Raw genomic sequence first — 21,625 nt, forward strand, 5'->3', positions numbered from 1 at the left:
ACGCGGACATGACGGGGAGACGCGGGCATGAGCTACACACCCGAAACCGGCAGCCTGGTGGGGCTGTGGACCTATCGCAGTTTCCTGAACGATCCCGACCCGGCCACCGCATTCAACGACCTTGAATTCGGCCTCGGCACGATCGAGATCGCGCACGCGCCGGCGGGCATTTTCAAGGGGCGCATTTTCGGACCGGGGTGGGAGCTGCAGCTCAACGGCTGGATTACCTACGGGAATCCGGGCACGGTGCGATTCCAGGGGCGCGGCGTGGTCAGCGGCGAGGAATGGGTCTACGACTATGTCGGGTACGTGAGCGCGCCCTGGCCCAACGGCATCGATCAGCGCCCGGCGCTGACCGGTTCGATCGTCCGAACGGTGCCGCATGCGAGCGGCAACGGCGGCGTCGCCCCGGCCGGGGTGGTGTGCTCGTGGTATGCGGTCATGAGAGATCCCGCCTGAACCGTCATGACTACGCCGACTGCACCGCCGGCTGACCCGGCCAGGCGTCCGGCGACGGTGACGGACGCGATTCGCGCCTGCGTCGGGATCGGGCCTGCGCGAACGGCTGTTATTTCGCTATCCGAACGGGTGGGCGGCGCGATGGCATTCGCACTCCTCGGCTACCTGGCTTGCGACTTGCCGACCCGGCTGCACGGTGCCCCTTCCAGCTGGATATGGAACGGCGTCGGCGCAATGGTTTGCGGCATCGCCGGCTATTCGATGAAAGGCGGAGCGTCCGGCGGGTGCGCGCGCAGGGCGATGCTCCAGTGCATGGCGGCCATCTGCGCGGGATTGACGCTCGATGCGATACGGTCGCCCGTCGAAGCCATTCTCGACATCTGCGGTGGAACGCTCGATGCCGGCGCGATGTGGAACACGCTCGTGCTGCATCTCCAATGGTTCCCGATGTCGATGCTGGCCATGCTGGCGCTGTTAATCCGGCGCGAGGCCGATCGCAAGGACCGGCGCCGAAGCGGCACGGTACGCGCGCTGGTTCGGGCTCCGGCTCGGGTCGCGCTTGAATTTGCGGCGATGTTGCTCGTCATGGCGCTCGGCATGACCGCGATCAGGGCATCGGCGTTCGCTGCCGGGCTGCGTTGGGATACGAGCGGCGTGGCAGTGTCGATGATCGCCAGCATGCTGGCGTTCTACGCATTGAGCGATCGGGCGGCACGCGCAGGGCGGGCGTTGAATGGTCGATTACGAAATAAAAACAGCCATATTACTTAGGATGACAAAAATAGAAGGAGATCGTATTCGACGAAACATGATCGTGGCGTGAGTCGATTGCAATAACGAAGACCACGCGTTCGGCGGCAAGCGAATGGCGCGCAACGGTATCGGCCGGCATGCGCGGGGCGACTGCTTGCCCGCGAATCGCCGCGTTGGACGTCGGGTCGTGCGCGCAGTGGCGTTCGCGCCGGCGCCGGGCAACGTGCATGCGCCGGCAGCGAGTACACGGCTACTTTCGATGTGACGGCGTGGAAGGTCGCAGGGATGCAGTTGATCAGGCGATCATGCAACTGCGCAATAGCAAAAAAGGCGCGGCCATCTCTTGTCAGACGAGGCCGCGTTCAAGCTGATCCGGAAAAGTGTACTGGCGCGGTTTCCGCTCATTTACCGGAGCGCTTTGGCATCCGAATCCGGGTTTTAACCCGCGTCACACGGAAGTTGCGCGTACTCCAGGCGGCGGTCGTCACTATTCACGATGCTCGCCCTCGTGCTCATGCTCGCGCCACGGATCACGATCGCGCGGATGACGATGCCTCCACTCGTCGCGTTCCCAGTAGCGATGGCCGTCCCAGTAGCGGTCTCCGTGCACGCCGATCTCGACCGATACACCGGCCCCCGGGGCGGGCGCTCGCTCTTCGACCCTCGGTGGCGGTGCACCGTAGCCTTGCGCGAAGGCTGTGCTGGTCGCGGCGAGTGCGCCGCCTGCCACGAGGGTCGCCAGAATTCGACGCGTTGCAATTGTCAGGGGTTTCATCGGGCCGTCCTCCATTGAATGCCGACCACGACTCGTGCGCATGATTCGTTCCCGTATGACGCGGCAGATGCCTCGCTCGCCATTTCGACCCTGCCGCCGCGTCACCTCGCAGCCGGTGCCGACCCGGTGTCGGACCGCATGATGTCTCCGTCTGGAGGCATCAATGATCCCCCAGCTTTTTTCTCGTCAACAACGACAAAAAACATCATTTCGCCTACGCCGGGCTGTCAGCAGAATGTCTCCATTCCCACTCGCGCGACGACACGGGCATACGAGCCTCGCAGCGAGCCGCACCTCAAGGAGACAGCCGTGGCAGTCGAAACAACTTCAATCGATACGCTCATCGTCGGCGCCGGCCAGGCCGGCGTGGCCATGAGCGAGCACCTGGGCAAGCTGGGTGTACCGCATCTCGTGCTGGAGCGCAGCCGTATCGCCGAGCGCTGGCGCACGGGGCGCTGGGATTCGCTGGTCGCGAACGGCCCTGCATGGCATGACCGCTTTCCGGGCCTCGAATTCGACGGCCTCGATCCCGATGCGTTCGCAACGAAAGACCAGGTCGCCGACTACTTCGAAGCGTATGCGCGCAAGTTCAACGCGCCGATCCGTACCGGCGTCGAGGTGAAGCAGGTCGTACGCAATGCCGGCAAGCCAGGTTTCATCGTCGAGACGTCCGACGGCACGATCGAGGCGAACCGCGTGGTCGTCGCGACCGGGCCGTTCCAGCGCCCGGTGATTCCGCCGATCGCGCCGGACGACGCGCGCCTCGTGCAGATTCATTCCGCCGACTATCGCAACCCGGAGCAGCTTGCGGAAGGTGCGGTGCTGGTGGTCGGCGCGGGGTCGTCGGGCGTGCAGATCGCCGACGAACTGCAACGCGCGGGCCGGCAGGTGTACCTGTCGGTCGGCCCGCACGATCGGCCGCCGCGTGCGTATCGCGGCCGGGATTTCTGCTGGTGGCTCGGCGTACTCGGCGAATGGGACAAGGAAGTCGCGACACCCGGCCGCGAACACGTGACGATCGCGGTGAGCGGCGCGCGCGGCGGCCATACGGTGGATTTCCGCAAGCTCGCGAACCAGGGCGTGACGCTCGTCGGGCTGACGAAGTCGTTCGACGGCGGCGTGGCCGTGTTCGAACGCGACCTGGCGATCAATCTCGCACGCGGCGACGAAAACTACCTGTCGCTGCTCGACGCGGCCGACGCCTATGCGGCGCGCAACGGCCTCGACCTGCCGGAAGAGCCGGAAGCCCGCCGCATCCTGCCGAACCCCGACTGCGTCGCGCATCCGATCCTCACGCTCGACCTTGCCGGCGCGGGCGTCACGTCGATCATCTGGGCGACCGGCTACGCGGTCGACTACGGCTGGCTGAAGGTCGACGCGTTCGCCGACAACGGCAAGCCGCAGCACCAGCGCGGCGTGTCGAAGGAGCCGGGCATCTATTTCCTCGGGCTGCCGTGGCTGTCGCGGCGCGGCTCCAGCTTCATCTGGGGTGTGTGGCACGACGCGCGGCACATCGCCGATCACATCGCGATCCAGCGCACCTACCTCGACTACCACGACGCAGCGCAGCGCCGCTCGACTTCGCACGCGGAACAGGATGGCGCCGCGCTGCACGCCGTGCCGCACGACGATACGCAGCCGCTCGCCGACGCGGTGAACTGACCGAACCCATGCCGCTTGCCGCACCGCGTCTGCGGCCGGTGCGGCGGCGTGCCCCCTGACGACTGAAGGATTCCGATGAGCCAACCCACCCATACCCGTATCCGCATGTTCAACACGAAGGATACCTACCCGAACCAGACGCTCGACAACGACCTGTGCCAGGCCGTGCGGGCCGGCAACACCGTCTACGTGCGCGGCCAGGTCGGCACCGATTTCGACGGCAGGCTGATCGGCCTCGGCGATCCGCGCGCGCAGGCCGAGCAGGCGATGAAGAACGTCAAGCAGCTGCTGGAGGAAGCCGGCAGCGACCTCACGCACATCGTGAAGACGACGACCTACCTGATCGACCCGCGCTATCGCGAACCCGTGTACCAGGAAGTCGGCAAGTGGCTGAAGGGCGTGTATCCGATCTCGACGGGGCTCGTCGTGTCCGCGCTCGGCCAGCCGCAGTGGCTGATGGAGATCGACGTGATCGCCGTGATCCCGGACAACTGGCAGCCGAACCGCGCGTAGGAGGCGACATGACTTTCTCCATCGTCGGGCGTTGCCCGGAGACGGGTCAGCTCGGCATCGCGATCAGCTCGTCGAGCATCGCGGTGGGCGCGCGCTGCCCGTGGGTGCGCGCGGGCGTCGGCGCCGTCGCGACGCAGAACATCACGCTGCCGGCGCTTGGGCCCCAGATCCTCGACCTGATCGAGCACGAGCAGCTCGCGCCCGCCGCGGCGCTCGACCGCGCGCTCAGCGCGAACGGCTGGAGCCAGTACCGGCAGGTCACGGTGATCGACGGGCAGGGGCAGACGGCGTGCTTCACCGGCAAGGAAGCGCTCGGCACGCATCACGCGGTGCAGGGCGACCAATGCGTGGCGGCCGGCAACCTGCTGGCCGCGCCGGCCGTGATCGACGCGATGGCGCGCGCCTTCGAACAGGCGCCCGGCCTGCTCGCCGATCGGCTGCTGGCCGCGATGCACGCGGCAATGGCCGCCGGTGGCGAAGCAGGGCCGGTGCATTCGGCTGCGCTGAAGGTGGCCGGCGACGTGACCTGGCCGATCGTCGACCTGCGTGTCGACTGGGCCGATGCCGATCCGATCGGGCAGCTCGATGCGCTGTGGCACGCGTATCGGCCGCAGATGCAGGATTACCAGACGCGCGCGCTGAACCCCACCGCCGCGCCGAGCTACGGGGTGCCGGGCGATGAATGACACGTCGAGCCGCGCACTACTGGAACGGCTGGTCGGTTTCGCGACCGTCAGCCGCGAGTCGAACCTCGAGATGATCGGTTTCATCCGCGACTATCTCGCGGGCTTCGGCGTCGAGAGCGAACTGTTCTACAACGCGGAGCGCACGAAGGCGAGCCTGTACGCGACGATCGGGCCGCGCGATCGCGGCGGCATCGCGCTGTCGGGCCATACCGACGTGGTGCCGGTCGACGGGCAGGCGTGGACGGTCGAGCCGTTCCGGCTGACCGAGCGCGACGGCCGCTTGTACGGCCGAGGCACGGCCGACATGAAGGGCTTCATCGCGTCGGTGCTCGCGGCCGTGCCGGCGTTCGTGGCCCGGCCGCTGAGCATGCCCGTGCATCTCGCGTTCTCGTACGACGAGGAAGTCGGCTGCCTCGGCGTGCGGCCGATGCTCGACGCACTGGCCGCGCGCGAGCACCGGCCGCGCCTGTGCCTGATCGGCGAGCCGACCGAGCTGAAGCCGGTGCTCGGTCACAAGGGCAAGCTCGCGATGCGCTGCCACGTGAAAGGTGCCGCATGCCACTCGGCGTACGCGCCGTCGGGCGTCAACGCGATCGACTATGCGGCGAAGCTGATCGGTCGGCTCGGCGAGATCGGCGCGGCGCTCGCTCGGCCCGAACGGCACGACGAACGATTCGATCCGCCGTTCTCGACCGTGCAGACGGGGCTGATCAAGGGCGGCCGCGCGCTGAACATCGTGCCGGCCGAATGCGAGTTCGATTTCGAGGTGCGGGCGCTGCCGGATTTCGATGCGCACGACGTGCCGAGGACGCTGCAGGACTATGCGGAATCCGAACTGTTGCCGAGGATGCGCGCGGTGCAGGCCGATACCGACATTCAACTGCAGCCGCTGGGCGCCTATCCGGGGCTCGCGACCGCGCCCGACAGCGAGGCTGCACGCCTGCTCGCGATGCTGAGCGGCTCCGATGCTTTCGGCACGGTGGCGTTCGGCACCGAGGGCGGGCTGTTCGGGCAGGCCGGCATTCCGACCGTGGTGTGCGGGCCCGGCAGCATGGACCAGGGGCACAAGCCCGACGAGTTCGTCACGCTCGACCAGCTCCACGGCTGCGACGCGATGCTGGGGCGGCTGGCCGCCCATCTCGCCGCGGCCGCCTGACGCGGCGCGCCTTACCGACACTATCGATCCGCACGCACCGCATCCCGCGGCGCGTGCGTTCTCGTGTTCCTTCCGGTTCCTTATCGCGCCGCTTCCGCGACGATCTGCGCGAGCCGCTCGCGGCAGAAATCGACGAACGACTGCGCCTGCTTCGTAAGTTGCCCGCGCTTCAGCCGTGCGCTCACGAGCCCCGACGGGCTCACCGTTTCGCTGAGGCCGATCGTCACGACGCGCTGGCCGTCGTACGTATATTCGGAATGCGGGCGCGTGACGAGCAGCGAGAAGCCGAACCCCTGGCCGACCATCCCGCGCACCATCTCGATCGACGGCGACCCGAACACGATGTTCGGCGTGAGCCCGAGTTCGTGGAAGAGGCTGACGAAATACGTGCGGCTCGGCTGCACGTCGAGCAGGATCATCGGCTCGACGCAGAGGTCGCGCAGCGATACGTGCGTCTGGCCCGCGAACCGGTGGTTCTCCGGCAGCAACACGTACGGCTGCTGCGGCGGCATCAGCGGCTCGGTCTCGATCGTGCCGTCGAGATCATGGTCGTACATGAGCGCGAGATCGAACGTGCCGGACGTCAGCCCCTGCACGAGTTCCTGCTGGTCGCCGTCGCGCAGCCGGATGTTCACGCCCGGGTAGCGCTCGCGAAAGCCCGCGATCAGTTGCGGCAGATAGAGCGGTGCGACCGTCTCGAAGCAGCCGATGTCGATCTGCCCGGTGATCACGTCGTTGTCGGCGAGTGCGTTCTGTTCGAATTCGTGCGCGATGCGCAGCAGCTCCTGCGCTTTCCGGTAGAAGCGCGTGCCGCTCGGCGTCAGCGACACGCCCTGCGCGTGATGGCGGATGAACAGCTTCACGCCGAAGCTTTCCTCCAGGCCCTTGATCGCGCTGGAGATCGACGGCTGCGCGATGAAGAGCTGGCGCGACGCCTCGGCGACACTGCCGGATTCCACCGTCGTCACGAAGTATTTCAGTTGCCGCAAAGTGTAGTGAGCCACAAGCACCTCTGATGCACGGCCCCGGCGTGCCGCCGCGGGCGCAATCTGTCCATGGTTTGCGTAGCACCTTACCTGAAAGCCTCCCCGTGCCGAAATGTCCGCTGCAGAGCTTTTTCGTATGTCCCGGAAATATTTTTAGTATTTTCCGGTCGCGCGGGTCGTGGCGCACCATCGTCTCCAACCTGGATCAAGAAGCAAACGAAGCGGCCGCGCACGCACCGGCGGGACCTGTCATCCGTCCCCGCACGCGCATCGTCCGCCTCGTTCGACCCCGCCGCGCGTGCACGCGGCGCGTCGTCGCTCGCGTATCCGGACCCGATTGCAGGCGCGACCCCCAACGCGCGCCGGCTGACACGGCAAGCGCGCATCGCCGCGCAGGACAGGAGACATCACCATGACGAACGTGGACCGCAACGCGTCCCCGATGATAGAGAAACACACGATCGGCTACGTGCCGCCCGCGGAGCGCCACGGCAAGGTGCGCGACCTGTTCACGCTCTGGTTCGGCGGCAACATCGCGCCGTTGCCGATCGTGACCGGCGCGCTCGGCGTGCAGCTCTTCCACCTGAACCTGATGTGGGGCATCGTGGCGATCGTCGTCGGCCAGGCGGTCGGCGGCGTGCTGATGGCGCTGCATTCGGCGCAGGGGCCGCAGATGGGCATCCCGCAGATGATCCAGAGCCGCGCGCAGTTCGGTTCGTGGGGCGCGCTGCTCGTGACCGTGATCGCGGCCGTGATGTACGTCGGCTTCTTCGCGTCGAACATCGTGCTGGCCGGCAAGTCGGTGCACGGCATCGCGTCGTCGGTGCCGGTGCCCGTCGGCATCGTGATCGGCGCGGTGGGCTCGGGGCTGATCGGGATCGTCGGCTACCGGTTCATCCACATCCTGAACCGGATCGGCACGTGGGTGCTCGGCATCGGCATCCTGGTGGGCTTCTGGATGATCCTCACGCACGTGACGACCGACGATTTCCTGACGCGCGGCGGCTTCAACTTCGCCGGATGGCTCGCGACGGTGTCGCTGTCGGCGTTGTGGCAGATCGCGTTCGCGCCGTACGTGTCGGACTATTCGCGCTATCTGCCGGAAAACGTCGGCGTGGCGTCGACGTTCTGGGCGACCTATCTCGGCTGCACGATCGGCTCGACGCTGGCGTTCATCTTCGGCGCGGTCGCGGTGCTCGCGGTGCCGGCCGGCGCGGACGCGATGGATGCGGTCAAGCAGGCGACGGGCCCGCTCGGCCCGCTGATGCTCGTGCTGTTCCTGCTGAGCGTGATCAGCCACAACGCGCTGAACCTGTACGGCGCGGTGCTCGCGGTGATCACGTCGGTGCAGACGTTCGCGTACCAGTGGATTCCGACCGCGAAGGCGCGCGCGGTGGTGTCGGTCGTGATCTTCGTCGCCTGCTGCTACGCGGCGATCGGCGCGTCGACGAACTTCGTCGGCAACCTCGTGGATCTCGTGCTCGCGCTGCTCGTCGTGCTGGTGCCGTGGACGGCGATCAACCTGATCGACTTCTACGTGATCCACAAGGGCAAGTACGACATCAAGTCGATCTTCATGGTCGACGGCGGGATCTACGGCCGCTTCAACCCGCAGGCGCTGCTCGCGTATGCGATCGGCATCCTCGTGCAGATTCCGTTCATGAACACGCCGATGTATGCGGGCCCGATTCCCGCGCATCTCGGCGGCGCGGACCTGTCGTGGCTCGTGGGGCTCGTGCTGACGTCGCCGCTGTACTACTGGCTCGCGAGGCGCGACAGCGCGTATCGGCGCCGGCAGACGGGCGCGACGATGCCGCCGACGGCGGCGCGGTAACAACGGGGAAGGAAGGGGGCCATCGCATCCGTCGAGACGCGGTGGCCCGTAGAGGAGGTCGGGCCGGCTCGCGGCAGCCGGTGCGCCGCGAGCCGGCCCGTTAGTCGGTCAGACCACCGCCGAGCGCGCGACGCGCACCGGCACCGACTTGTACGACGGCGTGCCGCTTTCCTTGTCGATGTAGTCGAGCGGCACGAGCACGTTCGCTTCCGGGTAGTACGCGCCGACCGACCCCGGCGCGATGTCGTACTCGATCGCGGTGATCTTCTCGAGACGCAGCGCGCGACCGGACGCGGTGACCGTCTCGATGTCGACGAGGTCGCCGTGTTCGAGCCCGTACTTCGCGAGGTCGGCAGGGTTCATGAACAACACGTCGCGCCGGCCGAACACGCCGCGATAGCGGTCGTCAAGGCCGTAGATCGTCGTGTTGTACTGGTCGTGGCTGCGCAGCGTGATCAGCCGCAGCACCTGCTCGGCGCCGAGCACGTCCGCGTCCTCCTTCACGCCCTTGTAGACCGAGAACATCGCCTTGCCGGTCGGCGTCGGCCACACGCGCTCGGTGGGCGGCAGCGGCAGGCGGAAGCCGCCCGGCGTGCGGATGCGCTCGTTGAACGCCTCGAAGCCGGACACCGTCTTGTCGATCAGGTCGCGGATGCGGTCGTAGTCGGCGATCAGGTCGAGCCACGCGACCTTGCTGGCCGGCAGCGTCGCATGCGCGATGCCCGCGACGATCGCCGGCTCCGAGCGCAACTGGTCGGACGCCGGCTTGAGCTTGCCGGCCGACGCGTGAACCATCGACATCGAATCCTCGACGGTGATCGACTGCCGGCCGGTGGCCTGCATGTCGAGCTCGGTGCGGCCGAGCACCGGCAGGACGAAGGTTTCCTTCGCGACCAGCAGGTGCGAGCGGTTCAGCTTGGTACCGAGATGCACGCTCAGGTCGAGCTTCGCCATCGCCGGGAACGACTGTTCCGGATCGGGCAGCGCGACCGCGAAGTTGCCGCCGAGGCACAGCAGCGCCTTCGCGGTGCCGTCGATCATCGCCTGCATCGCCTGCACGGCGTCATGCCCGTGATGCGCGGGCGGCGTGAAGCCGCACACGTCCTCGATCTTCTTCAGGAACTCGGCCGACGGCTTCTCGGTGATGCCGACCGTGCGGTTGCCCTGCACGTTCGAGTGGCCGCGCAGCGGGCACACGCCGGCGCCGGGCTTGCCGATGTTGCCGCGCATCAGCAGCAGGTCGGCGATCAGGCGCACGGTTGCGGTGCCCTTGTTGTGCTGCGTGACGCCCATCCCGTACGTGACGATCGTCGCGTTCGACTTCGCATACGCGAGCGCGACCTGTTCGAGCTGCGCCTGGCTGAGCCCGCTCGCGCGCTCGATGTCGTCCCACGACGTGGCTTCGAGGTCGGCCGAGAACGCGTCGAAGCCGTTGGTGTGCTGTGCGATGAAGTCGCGGTCGAGCACGTCGCCGCGCTCGGCTTCGAGCTGCAGCAGCGCCTTCATGATGCCCTTCAGCGCGGCCGCGTCGCCGCCGGCGTCGACCTGGTAGTACGTCGATGCGATCCGCGTCGAGCCGAACGACGCCATCTCGATCATGTCCTGCGGATCCGCGAAGCGTTCGAGCGCGCGTTCGCGCAGCGGGTTGAACACGATGATCGGCACGTTGCGGCGCGAGCACTCGTGCAGCGTGCCCATCATCCGCGGGTGGTTCGTGCCGGGGTTGTGGCCGATCGAGATGATCAGCTCGCAGTGGTCGAAATCCTCCAGCGATACGGTGCCCTTGCCGATGCCGATCGACTGCGGCAGGCCGACGCTGGTCGGCTCGTGGCACATGTTCGAGCAGTCGGGGAAGTTGTTGGTGCCGAGTTCGCGCGCGAACAGCTGGTACAGGAACGCGGCTTCGTTCGACGCGCGGCCGGACGTATAGAACTCGACCTGGTCGGGCGGCAGCGCGCGCAGCACTTCGCCGATGCGCGCGAACGCGTCGTCCCATTCGATCGCGCGGAACGTGTCGGTCGCGCGATCGTAGACGAGCGGATGCGTGAGCCGGCCCATGTTCTCCAGCTCGTAGTCCGACATGCGCAGCAGCGACGACACGGTGTTCGCCGCGAAGAACTCGGGCGTCACGCGCTTGGTCGTCGCTTCCCACGTGACGGCCTTCGCGCCGTTCTCGCAGAACTGGAACGTCGATTTGTGTTCCTTGTCGGGCCACGCACAGCCGGGGCAGTCGAAGCCGTCGGGCTGGTTGGTCCGCATCAGCACGATCGGCGCCTCGATGGTTTCCATTTGCGTGCGCACCGCATCGGCTGTCGCGCGAAGCGCGCCCCAACCACCGGCGGGCCCGTCGTACTTCCTGATGCCTGGCACTTCGCGTCGATTTGTCATGTGAATCTCCATCTGCCGTTCCCGGTGCGGGCGGCTCGGTTTGCGCCGTGTCGCGGCGTGGGGCGACTCCGTCCGGTGGACGGAGCCGGTCATGCATGCCCCGTGCGTGCAGGGCAGGCGGGTTTTCAGTGCGCGTCCTTCTTCGCGCCGGACGACTTCTTGCCGGACGCCTTCGCGGCGGGCGCGGGCGGCGGTGCATCGGCGGGCGTGTCGCCCGTCTTCGCATCGTCGGGGGCCTTGGCCGCCTTGCCGTTCGGTTTCGCCTTGCCGTCGGCATCCTTCTTTGCGTCCTTGGTCTCCTTCGCTTCAGGCGCCGCGAGCTTGGTGAACTTCACTTCGTCGCTGGCCTTGTCGTAGTCGACTTCACACCGGTCGCCCGACTTCAGCCGGTCGGCGAGGATCTCCTTCGCGAGCCGGGTCTCGATGGTCTGGCGGATCTGGCGCTTCAGCTCGCGTGCGCCGAACTCCGGCTGGTAGCCGGCTTCGGTCAGGTGCTCGACGAGCGAATCGCCCATCACGAGCGTGATGTCCTGCGCGGCGGCCGTGCGCACCACGCGGTCGAGCTGGATCTGCACGATCGCGCGGATGTTCTCCTTCGACAGCGTGTGGAAGACGATCACCTCGTCGATCCGGTTCAGGAACTCGGGCCGGAAATGCCCCTTCAGCACCTGCATCAGTTCCTCGCGGATCGCCTTGTCGGTCTTGCGCGCGGCTTCCGGTTGCGTGAGGTTGTCCATGATGATCGCGGCGCCGAGGTTGCTCGTCGCGATGATGATCGTGTTGCTGAAGTCGACCACGCGGCCCTTGCCGTCGGTCAGGCGGCCGTCGTCGAACACCTGCAGCAGCACGTTGTAGACGTCCGGATGCGCCTTCTCGATCTCGTCGAGCAGGATCACGCTGTACGGGCGGCGCCGCACGCGCTCGGTGAGTTGGCCGCCTTCGTCGTAGCCGACGTAGCCGGGCGGCGCGCCGATCAGCCGCGCAACGGCATGCCGCTCCATGTACTCGGACATGTCGATGCGGATGATCGCCTGCTCGTCGCCGAACACGGTCTCGGCCAGTGCCTTCGCGAGCTCGGTCTTGCCGACGCCCGTCGGCCCGAGGAACAGGAACGTCGCGATCGGCCGGTGTGTCTGGCCGAGCCCCGCGCGCGACAGCCGCACGGCATCGCTGACGGCCACCACCGCGTCGCTCTGGCCGACCACGCGCTCGCGCAGCTGCTCTTCCATCTTCAACAGCTTCTGGCGTTCTTCCTGCGTGAGTTCGGACACGGGGATGCCGGTGAGCCGCGACACGACCTCGGCCACCGATTCGACGGTGACCTCGAGCGTCTCGGAGCCGGTCTTGCGCTGCCACGCCTCCATCATCTCGTCGACGGATTTCTGCTTCGCGTTGATCTGCTCCTCGAACTGCTTCGCTTCGTCGAAGCGCTTGCGCGACGTGGCGTAGTCCTGCTCGCGCTTCAGTTGCGCGATCTGCGCTTCGCCTTCCTGGATGTCGACCGGGCGCGACGTCGCGCCGATCCGCACGCGTGCGGCGGCCTGGTCGATCAGGTCGATCGCCTTGTCGGGCAGGAAGCGCGACGTGATGTAGCGATCGGCGAACTCCGCGGCCGCGACGAACGCGTCGTCGGCGAACGTCACCTGGTGGTGCGCCTCGAGGCTGTCGCGCAGCCCGCGCAGGATCACGATCGTCTGCTCGACGCTCGGCTCCGGCACGAACACCGGCTGGAAGCGCCGTTCGAGCGCGGCGTCCTTCTCGATGTACTTCTGGTATTCGTTGAGCGTCGTCGCGCCGATCAGGCTCAGCTCGCCGCGCGCGAGCGCGGGCTTCAGCACGTTCGCGATGTCGAGGCCGCCTTCGCCGCCGCCCTGGCCGGCACCGACTATCGTGTGCAGCTCGTCGATGAACAGGATCAGTTCGTCCTGCTTCGCAGTGACTTCGTCGATCAGCTGCTTCGCGCGCTCCTCGAACTCGCCGCGATACTTCGCGCCGGCCACCATCGAGTTGATGTTGACTTCGACGAGCCGCTTGTCGCGCAGCACCTCGGGCACGTCGCCGTTGACGATCCGCTGTGCGAGCCCTTCGACGATCGCCGTCTTGCCGACGCCCGGCTCGCCGATCAGCACCGGGTTGTTCTTCTTGCGGCGCGCGAGCACCTCGATCGTGCTCTCGATTTCCTGCGCGCGGCCGAGCACCGGGTCGAGCTTGCCCTGGCGCGCGATCGCGGTGAGGTCGCGGCCGAACTTGTCGAGGTTCGGCGTGCCGGTCGGCGCATCGACGCGGCCGTCCTCGGCGCCTTTGCCGACCACCTTCACGACCTTCTGGCGCAACGCTTCGGGCGTCACGCCGTATTTCTTCAGCAGCGTGCCGGCGACGCTGTCCGGCACCGACGCGAGCCCGATCAGCAGGTGCTCGGGGCCGATGTACGAGTGGCCGAGATCGCGCGACGCCTGGAACGCGTACTGCACGGCCTTCTTCACGCGCGGCGAGATCGACAGCTTGTCGAGCGGCGCATCGGGAGCGGCCGTGCCGGTGTGCGCATGCGCGTCGATGTACGACTTGATGTCGTCCGGCGACAGCTTCAGTTCCTTCAGCAGCGCGGCGCACACGTCGGTGTCCGCGAGCGCGTACAACAGGTGTTCGGAATCGAGCTCGCTGCGGCGCAGCTCGTGCGCCTTCTCGGCCGCGCGCTGCAGCAGTTCCAGCGTCTGCTCGCTGAACGCGTCGGTCGGGTCGACCGATTCGCGCGGAATCTCGGCGGCGAGCGGCGCGTCGTCGTCGAGCCCGCCGAACAGCGACGACGAGCCGCCGCCCAGCAGCGAATCGAACGGGTTCAGCATGCTCTGATGCCGCATCAGCTGACGGAAGTGGTAATCGCAGATCGAGATCGTCTTGCGCTCGCCGTCCTGCATCACGGTTGCGCGCGCGACGGCCGGCCGGGCGTGGCAGATATCGCAAAGTGCGGGCATGGTGGTCTGGCTCCTGTCGGTGAAAGTGGGTCGAAGGGTGAAGTCCCGATGCGGTGCGGCGCTTGGCGCCTCCGACCGCGAACGCACGACACGCGGCACGGCGGCGCGCGGGCGGCACCGGTGCTGTCACGCGGCGCGCGTCGGCGTCGTGCACGGTCGCGGTCAGGGCGGCAAGCGTGCGTGCCGGGAGGAGCCCACGGCATCGCTTCGACTGCGTTCAAAATAGCGAATCGGCGGAGGCTATCCAAGGCACAGTTCTGCACCGGCCCGGCCGTGAATTGCACCCTCGCATGCGCTCGCGCACGGGTGGCAAGGAGTACAGACGGGCGGGCGCACGGCGCCACGGGCGTGCGCGGCGTGCGCAGCGTGGGATGACAGGAAGCGGAAGCGGGCGGAACGCGAACGGATCGCGGTGCGACATCGGCGCGCAGGGCGCCGGTTATCGGGGGACGAAAGGCAGCGCGGATGGAGAGGCGCGACGCAAGCGCCGCAGGGGGCGCGTGCCGCGAGCGGTCAAGCGTCGCCACACACGCACCGGAGACGATGCGTGTGCGGCGGCCGCAGGCGAGGGCGGGTTGCACGGTCCGGGCCGGACACGGCGCAACCGTGGCGTGCCGCGGTCAGTCCGGGAGGGTCATCGCCAGCCGCTGTCGGGCGATCCGCTTCACGTCCGTTGACAGTGCCGCATCCGCCAGGCCATTGGCCCAGACGGAGAACGAATCCTCGATCAGGTTGCGCGTGTCGGGCGGCAACTCCGCCAGGACCAGCGACAAGACGGTGAACAGCACGGCGGTGTCGCCGGCCTGGCTGCTCGCGTTGGCCTCGACCGCCTGCTTCAGGTGGTCGACCGACGCCTGCAGCGCTTGCAATGCTTCATTCGACTCGCTCATCACACACTCCATGCAAGATGGGTTTGATCGGCGACGAACATGCGGCCGGCGGTGCGGCCGCTCGCGCGCGACACCCGGCGGGCATCGCGCGCAGGCAACCGCGGTCAGACCGCCGTGGTGCCCTGCGGCGCCACGGCCACCGATGCTTCGCTCGTGAGCATCAGGAACGTGAACGTTTCGCGCAGGTACAGGCGGACGACCTTGTCGGTATGACTCGTGTAGCCGATCGATACGTCTTCCCCGAGGTGCAGCTCGTAATCGCCGCCGCGCGTGGACAGCACGCAGCCGCCGCTGATCGCCGGCGCCCAGATGATCTCGCCGCTGACGATCCGCTTGATATGGCCGAGGACCGGATAGCCCTGGTCGCGCGCTTCGCTGAGCGCCGTGTACGCATCCGAGCCGAGCACGACCGAGTACGGGCCGTCGACGCCGGCAAGCCGCAATGCCTCGAGCGCGTCGCTGATCGCGTCGGGGTAGGCGGCGACGTCCGCCGGCAGTGTGAGCTTGCGGTTCGACGTGCCTTCGCGGATGCCGAGAATGCCGGCGGCCGGGTAGCCGTCGAAAATCGCGCCGTCTTCGGCGAACGCGAGCCGCTGCGCGGCGTCCTTCGCCGGTTGCCAGTCGGCATCGCGCGCGCCGCGCTCGACGCTGTCGATCGCATCGCGGCTCAACTCGAACGGCACCGTCAGCTCGACGATCGTGCGGACTTCGCGCAGCCGCGCATTCACCAGCTCGCGCGGGGCGGCGACGTCGACGAGGTGCCCGGTGCCGACGGCCGACAACTCGGGGCCTTCGGGGCCTTCGACGTCGACAACGCGGCGGCCGGCCACCGATCGTTTGAACGTGCGTGCCACTTCCTCCTCGATTTGCTCCCAGGCGGAGGACGAGATCGGGGCGAGTTCGCGGTGCAGGTTGTTCATGGGTTCTGGTTGCCTCACGTCAGCGAAAACACTTCATGGTTGGCCGATCGGCTGACGGACTGCGCCTGAGCCCGGCAAGCCGATCGCGGACGAAAATGCATATTAGCAGGCTCTATTGACACCGCTGCAGCACAAATCGAAGCGACACCCTGCTGCGGCGCAACTGTTCTGCAATTCACGTGAGGGGAGAGGGTGTGCGCGGGTGCGGAACGCCGCGACCGTCGCTCGGGCCGCGCTCGATGGTGCGCCGAACCATTTCCGGTCGCGGGCCCATCGCGTGTCGTGCATTCTTACTAACATTCATCCGGCAGGGTTTCCGGACGCCGGGGCTCGGCGGCGTTCCGTTGCCCGGACCGAGCCCGGATGAATCATAGGCGCAGTCTATTGAAGCTTCACAACGAGTGGAGGTCGTTCATGGCACGCCAACCCGTCTCGCCCGGCGCGGGGTGGGCGCGCCGGACTTTGGCGATTGGCGTTACGACGGCACGCCTTTCAGCGAGCCGATTTTCAGCGAACCGTCGCGATGCGGCGCGGACGATGCGGGCGCCGGCTCCGCGGCATCGACCGCCGGCGCCGCGCGATCGGCGAGCGCCTCGAGCAGGTCGGCGGACGGCACGAAGAACAACGAGCCGGTGACCGCGCGGCTGTAGTCGAGCAGGCGGTCGTAATTGCCGGGCGGGCGGCCGACGAACATGTTCTCGAGCATCTGCTCGATCGGCGCCGGCGAGCGCGCATAGCCGATGAAGTAGGTGCCGAATTCGCCCGCGCCCGGGCGCCCGAACGGCATGTTGTCGCGCAGGATCTTCACTTCCTTGCCGTCCTCGTCGAGCGTGGTCAGCGAGCTGTGCGAGCACGACGGCTTCACATCCGGCGCGAGTTCGATGTCGGACAGCTTGGTGCGGCCGATGATGCGCTCCTGCGTCTCGACCGCGAGCGCGTTCCAGCCGGCCATGTCGTGCAGGTACTTCTGCACGATCACGTAGCTGCCGCCCGCGAATTCCGCGTCTTCGTCGCCGATCACCGTGAAGTCGACCGCATCGCGGCCTTCCGGATTCTCGGTGCCGTCGACGAAGCCGATCATCGCGCGCTGGTCGAAATTGCGGAAGCCGTGCACCTCGTCGACCACCGTGACGGCATCGCCGAGCGCGCCGAGCAGCTGCGTCGCGAGTTCGAAGCACAGGTCCATCGCTTCCGCGCGAATGTGCAGCAGGATGTCGCCCGGCGTCGCGACCGCGACGCGCTGGCCCGCGCCGAATTCACGGAACGGATGCAGCGCGGCGGGACGCGGGTTGCCGAACAGCGCATCCCATGCGTCGGCGCCGAAGCCGCACACGCAGGTGAGGTTGCCGCCCGGCACGCGCTTGCCGACCGAGCGCACGAGCGCGGCGATGTCGCCGCACCATGAACGGATCGTATCGGCGTGGTCGGCGCCGGGATTGATCGTCGCCACGAGGAAGATCGCGCTGCGCGTGATCGTGCTGTGTACGTTTTGGGGGAGCGGGGGAGGTGTCTGCATCGTGGCTTGCCGGTCAGTCATGTCGGGACGGTAGTGCCGCGCGCGAAGGCGAACGGTTGAACTGTGTCATGCGACTGTTCTCTTTGTGTCATGCGGATGAAGGACGTTGCGCGGGCCTCGCGCAACGGGCCGCAGCGGTGGCGGCCGCGCGGGGCGCGTGACCTGCCCGCGCCGCGTCACGTCGTCGAGCAAGCAATCTAGCAGCTTCGGCCGGTCTTTGGAACACGAATTGCCAAACTGTCATGCGAATGCGTCAAACAGGGCCGGATTTTGGCCCGCGCCCGCGCAGCTGTACTCCTGGCGCATGCGGCGCTGTGCTCTTGAGCGTGCGTGCCGCGTGCAGTAGATTAGGTCCCGCTGCGCCGCCACGAGGAGCGTCATCATGAACCTGCTGGAAGCGATGCGTGCGTATGTCGCGGTGGTCGAGCATGGCGGCCTGTCCGGTGCGGCGTCCGAGTTGCAACTCGACGAAGCGCAGGTGAGCGAACGGATCGACGGCCTCGAACGGTATCTCGGTTGCCGCCTGCTGCTGTGCCGCGACCACGACGACGTCGCCTGCACCGACGCGGGTGACGCGTTCCACGTGTGCTGCCGCCGGACGCTGTCCGCGGTCGAGCAGGCGACCGGCGCGGCCGGCCCGCACGCGCCCGATATGCCGGACAGGCCCGATGCGCACGATGCCGTGCATGCCGCCGCGCGCGACGCGACTTTCCCGCCGCCGCCCGGCGCCGTTCAAGCCTCATCACAGCGACTGTCACCTTGAATACGACCACCGTTCCCTGCTCGCCCGCCGAGCGCATCCGCCGCCGCTTCGGCCATTTCCTTCACGCGGCCGAACTGGCCGGGCTGATCGTGATCGGGCTCGCGACCGCGTTCGCGATGGCGCAGGAGGCGTGGAAGGTCGTGCTCGCGGGCGAGGTGTCGCTGACCGACCTGCTGCTGATGTTCCTGTATCTGGAAGTGCTCGCGATGGACGTGCGTTACCTGCGGCTCGGCCGGTTGCCGGTGCGGTTTCCGTTGTTCATTGCGATGACGTCGCTCGCGCGTGACCTGATCCTGCGCGGCGCGACCGACAGCCCCGAACGGATGCTGATGACGACGTTCGGGATCGTGCTGCTCGCCGTCGGCGTGCTGATCCTGAGTTTCGGCCAGCACCGCTTCCCGGCCGACGTCGCCGATGTCGAGGACGATGCGCATGCGCGCAGGTAACGCGCGGGCGGCCGGCCGCATGCATGTTCGCTGTCCCTGCAAGGAGGGAGCCGGATGAGCACCCATTCCGTGGAATCGAAACGGGCGATCGAGCTGCAGCGCGCGGCGTCGGACGCCTACCGGCTGGCGCGCGACACGCGCGATGCCGATCCGGCGCTCGCACGCGCGCCGTCCGTCGCCGGGTTGCAGCGAGAGGCTGCGTACGCGTATGCCGACGCGGCGCGTGCACGCGAGGCGGCCATCGGCATCTGAGTCGCACCCCGGCGTGCCGCATCGGATGCGGCCGCTGCCCCTGACCATCCAACCGAGCGAGGTATCGCATGACCAAGCAACTGATCGTCGCCGTGTTCGGCAGCGTCGACACGGCCCGCCAGGCCGCGAACGATTTCGAGGCGCTGTCGGAGAAGGACGAAGGATTCCACATCGAGAACGGCGTCGTCGTCGAGAAGGACGCGACCGGCAAGCTCGCGGTCCTCCACGCCGAATCGCGGCCGTTCAAGGGTGGCGTGATCGGCGCGATCGCAGGCGGCTTGCTCGGCCTGCTCGCCGGGCCGCTCGGCGTGGTCACCGGCATGGCGGCCGGCGCGGGCGCCGGCATTCTCGCGGAAGCGGCCGGTAATGCGCTGCTCGACGGCACGTTCGTCGAGACGGTCGCGGCGCGGCTCGTGCCCGGCAGCGCCGCGATCATCCTGGAAGCGAAGGAAGAGACGCCGTTCTCGGTCGACAACGTCGTGACGGGATTCGGCGGCAAGGTGTTTCGCCAGTCGCTCGACTGAGCGTGTCGTCGTCGAACCGTAACGGGAGAACCGCATGCGCATCGAACAATCGTACCGTCGCTTCGACATCGCGGCGACGCTGTCGCCGCTGCCTGGCCACGGCAACCGCGCGATCGCGAGCGTCGATGTGACGACCGACGATCCGGCCCGCCTCGCCGATCTCGGCACCGGGCAATTCCTGCAGATCCGCAAGTGGGTCGAGTCGAACGACATTGCCTTGCTGACGGTGGTGTTCGACGAGTGCAAGGTCGCGATCGATCACTACGCGGACAACGTCGACGACGCTTGAGCGCACGCGGGGCCCGCGTGTGACCGGGCTTCGCATGACTTGCTGCGCGATGGCCGTCGGCGAACCCGGCGACGCGCGCCGGCACCGCGCCCGGCGAATGCCTGCCACGCGATCGCGCGGGGCCGTTTGACGTCGCGTTCCAATCTGTTCACCACGCCGGCCGGATTTCACGTTTCCTCGCCAAACTGTCACTTACATTCGTCGAAATGACGCAGTAGGATGCCGAACCTTGTCTTGATGAGATTCGCATTGCTATCCGCCTTCAATTTCGATAACGGACGAGGTTCGCACCGGGACGCCCGCGCCCGGGCACGGCTATCAGGCTTCGTGCACCGGCGCGGCCCTGCCGCCCGTGCATCGCACGCCGGTTCACCGCTGGCGGGGCGAGGCGGATGAAGCTCTACGAGAAATTTGCAAACGACATAGAGAGACTCATCCGGCAGGGCGTATATCGACACGGCGATCGTGTCCCTTCGGTGCGGCAGGCGAGCCAGCAGCACCGGATCAGCATCACGACCGTGCTGCACGCGTATCTGCTGCTGGAAAGCCGCGGGCTGCTCGAAAGCCGCCCTCAGTCGGGCTATTTCGTGAACCTGCGGCGCGACGACAGCCATGCGCCGGTGCGCGAGCTGCGGCCGTCGAAGCCGATCGCGATTTCGTCGTCGGTCGACGTGAGCCGGCTCGTGCTGTCGACACTGCGCTCGATCGGCACGGACGACGCGGTGCCGCTCGGCTCGCCCTATCCGGACCCGAGCCTGTTTCCGTTCGAGAAGCTGAACCGCTATGCGTATGCGGCCGGCCGCGACAAGTCGCTGTGGGGCGTGACGGACGGGCTGCCGCCGGGCCATCCGCGGCTGATCCGGCAGATCGCACGCCGCTACCTGGAAAACGGGATGTCGGTGGACCCGAACGAGATCATCGTGACGGTCGGCGCGACGGAGGCGATCAACCTGTGCCTGCAGGCGGTCGCGAAGCCGGGCGACACGATTGCGGTGGAATCACCGACGTTCTACGCGATGCTGCACGCGATCGAACGGATGGGGATGAAGGCGATCGAGGTCGCGACGCATCCGGAATACGGGATCGACATCGCGGCGCTGGCCGCGATAGCGAAGTCGCAGCCAATCGCCGCGTGCATGGTGATGCCGAACTTTCAGAACCCGCTCGGCTTCCAGATGCCCGACGAGCGCAAGCGCGAGCTGGTCGAGTTCGCCGCGAAAGCCGACCTGCCGATTATCGAGAACGGCGTGTACAACGAACTGTACTTCGGCAACATGCATCCGAGCACGCTGAAGTCGTTCGACCGGCACGACATCGTGCTGCACTGCTCGTCGTTTTCGAAGAGCCTGACGGCCGCGTACCGGATCGGCTGGGCGCTGCCGGGCCGCTATCGCGAGCAGGTCGAGAAGCTGAAATTCCTGAACACGCTTGCGACGCCGTCGTTGCCGCAACTCGCGATCGCGGAGTTTCTCGAACGCGACGGCTACGAGCACCACCTGCGGCGGATTCGCAAGGCCTATGCGCAGCAGGCGAACCTGATGCGCACGATGGTGTCGCGGTTCTTTCCGGAAGGCACGCGCATCTCGAGCCCGGCGGGCGGGTACGTGCTGTGGATCGAGCTGCCTGCGCAGATCGACGCGATGCGGCTGTACCAGCTCGCGCTGGAGCAGGGGATCACGATCGGGCCCGGCTACATGTTCTCGATCACGGACAGCTACCGGAATTTCATCCGGCTGAACTACAGCAGCCCGTGGTCGCCGGAGATCGAGCAGGCGGTGATCGCGGTCGGCAAGCTCGCCGCCTACTGCCTCGACTGAGTGATCCGCCGCGAGCCGCGCGTC

20 protein-coding genes are annotated in these 21,625 nt (G+C 67.4%); 13 read left to right on the forward strand and 7 right to left on the reverse strand.

What is annotated here, in order from left to right:
* Nucleotides 1-27 precede the first annotated feature (27 nt).
* On the forward strand, nucleotides 28-459 hold the full coding sequence (locus CFB50_RS37595; RefSeq protein WP_089449420.1) for a hypothetical protein: 432 nt from the start codon (nucleotides 28-30) through the stop codon (nucleotides 457-459).
* Between the two features lie 6 nt (nucleotides 460-465).
* A complete protein-coding gene (locus CFB50_RS37600; RefSeq protein WP_144020762.1) occupies nucleotides 466-1,230 on the forward strand; it encodes a hypothetical protein in 765 nt (254 codons plus the stop codon).
* 469 nt (nucleotides 1,231-1,699) lie between these two features.
* Here CFB50_RS37600 and CFB50_RS37605 read toward each other — a convergent pair whose 3' ends face one another.
* Nucleotides 1,700-1,987, reverse strand: a complete 288-nt coding sequence (locus tag CFB50_RS37605) for a hypothetical protein (RefSeq protein WP_089449569.1) — start codon at nucleotides 1,985-1,987, stop codon at nucleotides 1,700-1,702.
* A gap of 309 nt (nucleotides 1,988-2,296) precedes the next feature.
* On the opposite strand from CFB50_RS37605, the gene CFB50_RS37610 reads away from it, so the two are divergent.
* The 4 genes from CFB50_RS37610 to argE all read left to right on the forward strand — a co-directional run bounded on the left by CFB50_RS37610 (nucleotide 2,297) and on the right by argE (nucleotide 6,004).
* The gene (locus CFB50_RS37610; protein ID WP_089449422.1) at nucleotides 2,297-3,649 is read left to right on the forward strand and encodes a flavin-containing monooxygenase; all 1,353 of its coding nucleotides are present in this window, start codon (nucleotides 2,297-2,299) and stop codon (nucleotides 3,647-3,649) included.
* A 75-nt stretch (nucleotides 3,650-3,724) separates the two neighbouring features.
* Complete coding sequence (locus CFB50_RS37615; protein ID WP_069249465.1) at nucleotides 3,725-4,162, forward strand: RidA family protein; 438 nt, start codon at nucleotides 3,725-3,727, stop codon at nucleotides 4,160-4,162.
* An 8-nt stretch (nucleotides 4,163-4,170) separates the two neighbouring features.
* Nucleotides 4,171-4,848, forward strand: a complete 678-nt coding sequence (locus CFB50_RS37620; protein ID WP_069249466.1) for a DUF1028 domain-containing protein — start codon at nucleotides 4,171-4,173, stop codon at nucleotides 4,846-4,848.
* On the forward strand, nucleotides 4,841-6,004 hold the full coding sequence (argE, locus tag CFB50_RS37625; protein ID WP_089449423.1) for an acetylornithine deacetylase: 1,164 nt from the start codon (nucleotides 4,841-4,843) through the stop codon (nucleotides 6,002-6,004). Before CFB50_RS37620 ends, argE begins: the two co-directional genes overlap by 8 nt.
* Before the next feature lie 80 nt (nucleotides 6,005-6,084).
* Here the strand turns inward: argE and CFB50_RS37630 are convergent, their stop codons facing one another.
* Nucleotides 6,085-7,008 carry a LysR substrate-binding domain-containing protein gene (locus CFB50_RS37630; protein WP_069249468.1) on the reverse strand — a complete coding sequence of 308 codons (924 nt, stop codon included), beginning with the start codon at nucleotides 7,006-7,008 and terminating at the stop codon, nucleotides 6,085-6,087.
* Between the two features lie 394 nt (nucleotides 7,009-7,402).
* On the opposite strand from CFB50_RS37630, the gene CFB50_RS37635 reads away from it, so the two are divergent.
* A complete protein-coding gene (locus CFB50_RS37635) occupies nucleotides 7,403-8,824 on the forward strand; it encodes a purine-cytosine permease family protein (protein WP_089449424.1) in 1,422 nt (473 codons plus the stop codon).
* 108 nt (nucleotides 8,825-8,932) lie between these two features.
* Here the strand turns inward: CFB50_RS37635 and CFB50_RS37640 are convergent, their stop codons facing one another.
* From CFB50_RS37640 to CFB50_RS37660, 5 genes are all read right to left on the reverse strand, one after another.
* Nucleotides 8,933-11,212 (reverse strand): FdhF/YdeP family oxidoreductase, encoded by a 2,280-nt coding sequence (locus CFB50_RS37640; protein WP_089449425.1) that lies wholly within the window; start codon nucleotides 11,210-11,212, stop codon nucleotides 8,933-8,935.
* A gap of 125 nt (nucleotides 11,213-11,337) precedes the next feature.
* The gene (locus CFB50_RS37645; protein WP_089449426.1) at nucleotides 11,338-14,184 is read right to left on the reverse strand and encodes an ATP-dependent Clp protease ATP-binding subunit; all 2,847 of its coding nucleotides are present in this window, start codon (nucleotides 14,182-14,184) and stop codon (nucleotides 11,338-11,340) included.
* A gap of 620 nt (nucleotides 14,185-14,804) precedes the next feature.
* Nucleotides 14,805-15,074, reverse strand: coding sequence for a hypothetical protein (locus CFB50_RS37650; protein WP_089449427.1), 270 nt, complete (start codon nucleotides 15,072-15,074; stop codon nucleotides 14,805-14,807).
* A gap of 104 nt (nucleotides 15,075-15,178) precedes the next feature.
* On the reverse strand, nucleotides 15,179-15,994 hold the full coding sequence (locus tag CFB50_RS37655; protein WP_089449428.1) for a family 1 encapsulin nanocompartment shell protein: 816 nt from the start codon (nucleotides 15,992-15,994) through the stop codon (nucleotides 15,179-15,181).
* 475 nt (nucleotides 15,995-16,469) lie between these two features.
* On the reverse strand, nucleotides 16,470-17,531 hold the full coding sequence (locus CFB50_RS37660; protein ID WP_089449429.1) for a Dyp-type peroxidase: 1,062 nt from the start codon (nucleotides 17,529-17,531) through the stop codon (nucleotides 16,470-16,472).
* Nucleotides 17,532-17,892: 361 nt separating this feature from the next.
* Here CFB50_RS37660 and CFB50_RS37665 point away from each other — a divergent pair, with 361 nt between their 5' ends.
* The 6 genes from CFB50_RS37665 (at nucleotide 17,893) to CFB50_RS37690 (ending at nucleotide 21,601) form a co-directional block, all read left to right on the forward strand.
* Nucleotides 17,893-18,273 carry a LysR family transcriptional regulator gene (locus CFB50_RS37665; RefSeq protein WP_089449430.1) on the forward strand — a complete coding sequence of 127 codons (381 nt, stop codon included), beginning with the start codon at nucleotides 17,893-17,895 and terminating at the stop codon, nucleotides 18,271-18,273.
* A complete protein-coding gene (locus CFB50_RS37670; RefSeq protein WP_089449431.1) occupies nucleotides 18,270-18,719 on the forward strand; it encodes a phosphate-starvation-inducible protein PsiE in 450 nt (149 codons plus the stop codon). Before CFB50_RS37665 ends, CFB50_RS37670 begins: the two co-directional genes overlap by 4 nt.
* A gap of 54 nt (nucleotides 18,720-18,773) precedes the next feature.
* On the forward strand, nucleotides 18,774-18,971 hold the full coding sequence (locus CFB50_RS37675; RefSeq protein ID WP_089449432.1) for a hypothetical protein: 198 nt from the start codon (nucleotides 18,774-18,776) through the stop codon (nucleotides 18,969-18,971).
* Nucleotides 18,972-19,039: 68 nt separating this feature from the next.
* Nucleotides 19,040-19,495, forward strand: a complete 456-nt coding sequence (locus tag CFB50_RS37680) for a DUF1269 domain-containing protein (protein ID WP_089449433.1) — start codon at nucleotides 19,040-19,042, stop codon at nucleotides 19,493-19,495.
* Nucleotides 19,496-19,529: 34 nt separating this feature from the next.
* Complete coding sequence (locus CFB50_RS37685; RefSeq protein ID WP_089449434.1) at nucleotides 19,530-19,784, forward strand: hypothetical protein; 255 nt, start codon at nucleotides 19,530-19,532, stop codon at nucleotides 19,782-19,784.
* Nucleotides 19,785-20,176: 392 nt separating this feature from the next.
* Nucleotides 20,177-21,601, forward strand: a complete 1,425-nt coding sequence (locus CFB50_RS37690) for an aminotransferase-like domain-containing protein (RefSeq protein ID WP_069249479.1) — start codon at nucleotides 20,177-20,179, stop codon at nucleotides 21,599-21,601.
* The last annotated feature ends 24 nt before the right edge of the window (nucleotides 21,602-21,625 follow it).

The sequence above is a fragment of the Burkholderia sp. AU33423 genome, from assembly GCF_002223135.1.
Lineage (GTDB): Bacteria > Pseudomonadota > Gammaproteobacteria > Burkholderiales > Burkholderiaceae > Burkholderia > Burkholderia lata_D.